The sequence below is a fragment of the uncultured Campylobacter sp. genome (genome assembly GCF_937997595.1).
GTDB lineage: Bacteria > Campylobacterota > Campylobacteria > Campylobacterales > Campylobacteraceae > Campylobacter_B.
Map to the genome: position 1 here is coordinate 1 of NZ_CALKTS010000249.1, position 5659 is coordinate 5659.

The 5659-nt window shown below is 42.1% G+C and carries 4 protein-coding genes and 1 pseudogene; all 5 read left to right on the forward strand.

The genetic code is table 11. The features are described 5' to 3' along the window. Positions 1–201, forward strand: a pseudogene (locus Q0614_RS08375) (foldase); the annotation flags it as partial. Positions 202–435: 234 nt separating this feature from the next. Further along, the gene (locus Q0614_RS08380; protein WP_297916153.1) at positions 436–1035 is read left to right on the forward strand and encodes a DedA family protein; all 600 of its coding nucleotides are present in this window, start codon (positions 436–438) and stop codon (positions 1033–1035) included. A gap of 315 nt (positions 1036–1350) precedes the next feature. After that, positions 1351–2757: an aspartate ammonia-lyase gene (locus Q0614_RS08385; protein WP_005870686.1), complete on the forward strand. Its 1407-nt coding sequence runs from the start codon at positions 1351–1353 to the stop codon at positions 2755–2757. Between the two features lie 287 nt (positions 2758–3044). After that, positions 3045–4388, forward strand: a complete 1344-nt coding sequence (locus Q0614_RS08390; RefSeq protein WP_298787973.1) for an anaerobic C4-dicarboxylate transporter — start codon at positions 3045–3047, stop codon at positions 4386–4388. Between the two features lie 283 nt (positions 4389–4671). Next, complete coding sequence (locus Q0614_RS08395; protein ID WP_298787975.1) at positions 4672–5199, forward strand: NAD(P)H-dependent oxidoreductase; 528 nt, start codon at positions 4672–4674, stop codon at positions 5197–5199. Positions 5200–5659: the final 460 nt, after the last annotated feature.

The following is a 5659-nucleotide window of genomic DNA, read 5'->3' on the forward strand; positions in this document are numbered from 1 at the left end:
GAGATGAGCAAAACGCCGGTAAAGACGCAATTCGGATATCATGTAATCTACAAAGAAAGCAGCAAAAAGGCTGAGACTATGCCGTTTGAAAAAGTAAAAGATCTCATCAAAAATCAATTACTTCCAAGCAAAGTAAACAAAAAAATCGATGACAAGGCTAATGAGCTATTCGGGAAACTAAACATCGAATACGCAAAATAGTTTTAATTTTAAGGCGCGAGGCTATTAAATTTATATGCAAGTTCGCTACGGTGGCAACTTGCAGGGATAAATTTTAGCCCGCGCCTTTGTTTTATATGCGCTAAATTTCGCAAAATTTTAAGCTCACTCTTATATTGCCGGGTTGTTAAATTTCAAACTTATTTGCTTTGCTGATGCTAAATTCCGCGAAATTTTAAGCGTATCCGGTTTTTTACATTAAATCAAGGAATTCAAATGCTTTCTAATATCGTAAATTTTATCGTAGAATTTGTCGCAGGTTGGGGATACCTTGGCATTTTTGTGATGATGTTTTTAGAAAGCAGCTTCTTTCCTTTCCCAAGTGAAGTAGTGATGATCCCTGCGGGCTATCTGGCCTCAAAATCGCAGATGAGCTTTGTTATAGCATTTGTTTGTGGGCTTGGCGGCAGCATCACCGGCGCGCTGTTTAATTACTATCTATGCTACTTTTTTGGACGTAAGATTATCGCTAAATACGGCAAATACGTAGGCATCACCGAGGAGAAATTTGCAAAATTCGAAGCGTTTTTTAACCGCCATGGCGAAATTTCAACGTTTAACTGCCGCCTAATCCCTGGCATCCGTCAATACATCAGCCTTCCTGCGGGGCTTGCAAAGATGAATGTCGCGCGCTTCGTGCTATTTACCGGGCTTGGAGCTGCGATTTGGACACTAATACTAATGAGCTTGGGATATTTCATCGGCGAAAACGAGGAGCTAATCAAGCAAGATCTGCATCTAATTACGATCGCTCTGTTCGCCGTCGTCATTATAATCTCGCTTCTATATGTTTATTTTATAAAACGCAAAAAATAGTTTCACGCCAGTAAATACAAATACAATGAAAAATTCCATTTTATCGCCTTTAAGTTCAAATTCTTCAAATTATAATTTAAGCTAAACAAGAATTTTTATAATTTCACTTTCATAATCTGCGTGCAATACGATATTTCTATTAAAGTGTAATTATGCCTTAGTAGCGAATTCCAAAATATTTTTTAAGTAAAATTCTATTTAAAGCCTTAAACAATCATACTAATTTCTAAATTTTAATTTTTCGTTACGTTTTAAGCTGTTTTTAATACTAAAAGCTTTAAAATTCCATTAACAATTTCAACGAAAGGACTTATTATGGCAAAGACCAGAAAAGAACACGATTTCATCGGGGAATTAGAAATTTCCGACGATTTTTACTACGGTGTGCAAACATTTAGGGCACTAGAGAACTTCCATCTAAGCGGACGAGCGCTCAAAGACTATCCATTTTTTATCAAGGCATTTGCACAAATCAAAAAAGCAGCTGCGCTAGCCAATAAAGAGGTCGGAGTCCTAGACGCACAAAAAGCCGATGCGATTGCAAAAGCTTGCGACAGGCTCATCGCAGGAGAGTTCAGAGATCAATTCGTAGTCGATATGATCCAAGGCGGCGCCGGAACTTCGACGAATATGAATACCAACGAGGTCATCACCAACATAGCTTTGGAGAGCATGGGACACAAAAAGGGCGAATACCAATACCTCCATCCAAACGACCACACAAATTTGGGTCAAAGCACCAACGATACCTATCCTAGCTCGATCAAAGTCGCCGCTTACGCCAAGCTAACCGATCTATTAAAAGCTATGGAAAATTTGAAAAAAGAGCTTGAAGTTAAAGCCAAAGAATACAAAGATGTCATCAAAATGGGAAGGACGGAGCTTGAGGATGCCGTCCCTACTACTCTTGGAAATACTTTCAACGCTTTTGCTACCTACATCAAAACCGATATCGCGCTTATCAAAGCTGCTAGAGAGTCGATGACTTACCTAAATATGGGCGCTACGGCGATTGGTACGGGCATCAACTGCCACCCTGATTACAAAAACGTAGTCGAGAAAAAACTAGGCGAAATCACCGGCGTTAAATTTAAAGCCGCAGAGGATTTCATCGCCGCTACGCAAGATACTGCCGATTTCGTTCACGTTAGTGGCGCGTTAAAAACAGCAGCCGTCCGCCTAAGCAAAATCGCAAACGACCTACGTCTTATGAACTCCGGTCCTAGATGCGGTCTAGGCGAAATAGAGCTTCCTAAGATGCAACCGGGCAGCTCCATCATGCCGGGCAAAGTAAATCCGGTCATCGCCGAGGTCGTAGGCGAGGCTTGCTATGAGGTAATCGGCAACGATGTTACGATCATGCTTTGCTCCGAGCGCGGAGAATTCGAGCTTAATGCGTTTGAGCCTGGCATCGCATATGCGTTATTTAACTCGATCGTGCTTTTGGAAAATGCGATGAATACACTAGCTGAAAAAGCTATCAAACATCTAAAGGCAAACCCTGAAGCTTGCCTAAAATCGGTGCTAAATTCCGTCGGTATCGTTACGGCGTTTAATCCTTACATTGGCTACGAGAAATCCGCAAGTATCGCCAAAGAGGCGCTTCAGACCGGAAAATCCGTCGGCGAAATCTGCTTAGAGCGCGGATATTTGAAAAAAGAGGAGATCGATAAGATCCTAGAGCCTAAATCTATGCTCAACCCACATATGAGCAAAAAATAGTTTCAAACTAGGTGCGGCGCGGAATTTCGTCGGTTAATTTAATAGGCGAAATTCCGCAAAGTAGAATTCTAAATAGATAAGATTGATCGTGCAGAATTCCGTAGATGCAGAATTTCATCAAGTTAGATTTAGCTTCCGTGGAGTAAAATTCCACTTGCGAAATTTTAGGATAAAATTCCGCATAGAATTCCGACCACTGAATTATAAAGATAATTCGGATTTTACCTGCTGAAATCTTTAGAATTCTGCGCGCCGTTAAAAAAAATTACTTTATAAGGAGTTTTGCAATGGACTTTATGGTGATATTGCAATTTATCGTGTTGCTCGGCGGCATCTACTTAGGCGTTAAGCTAGGCGGAATGGGCGTCGGTTATGCAGGCGGTTTGGGCGTTGTCGTCCTAGCCATTTTGGGCATGAAGGTCGATATGAAGGATATCCCGATTGACGTTATCCTAATTATCGCATCGGTAATCTCCGCGATTACGGCGCTGCAAGTCGCAGGCGGACTTGATTATTTGGTTCAGGTAGCATCTAAAATTTTAAGGAAAAATCCTAAGCAGATCAACTTCCTAGCGCCTATCGTTACCTATCTACTTACGATACTTGCGGGCACCGGACATACTGCGTTTTCTATGATCCCGGTTATCGTCGAGGTCGCAAAGACGCAGAACATCAAACCTTCCGCTCCTCTTGCACTCTCAGTCGTTTCATCTCAGGTAGCGATCACTGCGAGCCCTATTTCGGCGGCGTTCGTCGCTATGAGTGGTCTGTGCGAGAAGCTAGGCGTTAGCTATCCTAAGCTTTTGTTTATCTGCATCTCTACTACCTTTGTAGCTATGATCATCACGGCTTTCATCGTAAATAAATTCTACGATCTCGATCTTTCAAAAGACCCTGTTTACAAAGAGAGACTTTCAAAAGGTCTTGTAGCCGAGATCAAAGCCGAGGAGTATAAAGAGCCAAAACCTTACGCGAAAAGATCGGTTGCGATATTTGCTATCGGCGTTTTGATCGTCGTTTGCTATGCACTTGCGATCTCAAAGAGCGTGGGCTTAGTAGAAAAACCGATCCTTTCAAGAGATAGCGCGATCATCAGCTTTATGCTAACTATCGGCTTTCTTATCGCTGTTTTGTGCAAGATCGATACGGGCAAACTGCTCTCTACCAGCACCTTCCAAAGCGGTATGAATGCGTGCATCTGCGTCATCGGTATCGCGTGGCTCGGTACTACTTTCGTAAACGGTCACATCGACAGCATCAAAGAGGTAGCTAAAAACGTCGTTACGCAGTATCCTTTCGTACTGGCTATCGCACTATACTTCCTAAGCTGCTTGCTATACTCACAGGCTGCGACCACAAAGGTTATGATGCCTGCTGTTGCCGCCGCGCTTGGAATGACCAGCCCTGAAAATTCAGGTCAAATTTGGATCTTAGTCGCATCGTTCGCAGCCGTTTCGGGCTTGTTCGTGCTCCCTACCTATCCTACGACGCTCGGCGCGATCGCTATGGACGATACCGGAACGACTAGAGTCGGTAAATTTGTATTTAACCACTCATTCTTCCTTCCGGGAACCATTATGGTTGCGCTTTCGGTCGCTCTAGGATTTTTAGTAGCTCCTGCGCTAATCTAAGATTAGTATTCCTTTCATTTGCGCCGAATTTTTCGGCGCATTTTTCATACCATTTAAAATTTTTAATACAATTTAATAGATAAAATTCTATCGATTTTGGGGCCTGCCGTATTTACTTATAAATTTAACTTCTAATCGCATGCAAAAAACTACAAGTCTTCCGGTAGTATTTGAGTGGAAGTAAAATTTCACTTGAAATTTCATACCCATATTATGCTAGATGATAAATCAAAATTTCAGCCAAAAAACATATAATGTAAGAAATTTAAAACAAGGATAAAATATGAAAAATCTCATCATCATCGCTCATCCCGATATGGCAAGCTCGCACGCAAACAAGGCGTGGCGCGAGGTAGCCAAAAAGCAAGCGGATAAATTTGATATTCACGAAATTTACGCCGCTTATCCGAACGGCAAAATAAACGTAGCGCGCGAGCAGGGGTTACTTTTGAGCCACGATAAAATTATCATTCAGTTTCCACTTTATTGGTACAGCTATCCGCCGCTTTTAAAGCGATGGTTCGACGATGTATTTGCCTACGGCTGGGCTTACGGCAGCACCGGCGACAAGCTAAAAGGTAAAGAATTCGCCCTAGCGATCACTATCGGCGACGAGCGAAACAACTATAAAAAAGACGGCACGATCGGATTTGGCATAGAGGAAGTTATCATACCTTTTAAATGCGCGATGAATTTTACGGGCGCTAAGCTGCTGCCGTGCCACTTCGGCTATGGATTTTCATTTCATCCAGATGGCGAGTATATCGCAAAAAGTGCAGAAAAATACAAAGAATTTTTAGCAAAATTTTAAAATTTACAAAGGCAAAATCGCCTTTTAGTCGCGAAATTTTATTTTAAAAAGCAGCAGTTCGAGGTCGTTTCATCCGCACTGCTCGGCACGCCTCGCACCGCTGTATTTTACGTCGCGCACGCAGCCTGCTGACATAATCCCACGCCCTTTTGATCGTAAATCTTATTCCACCTCCCTAATGGGGCAAAATTTACGTTAAAATTTATACGAAATTGCCGTATGAGGTATGCTTTAGTGCAGCCATATAAAAATCAATGAGCATAAAATTTTACCTAAAAATTTGCACCCGCTCGCAATAATACTCGTCTTAAATTTACATAAGACGTTAAAAAACTATGCATGTCCCGTCGTAGCTACTGCTTCAAACTCTCCGTTAAAATTATATTAAACTCGTAAAGTCGCGCGTTCACTATACGCTACCGGGCTTGTATTGCACTCACCAAGCTCATCCTCATCAATG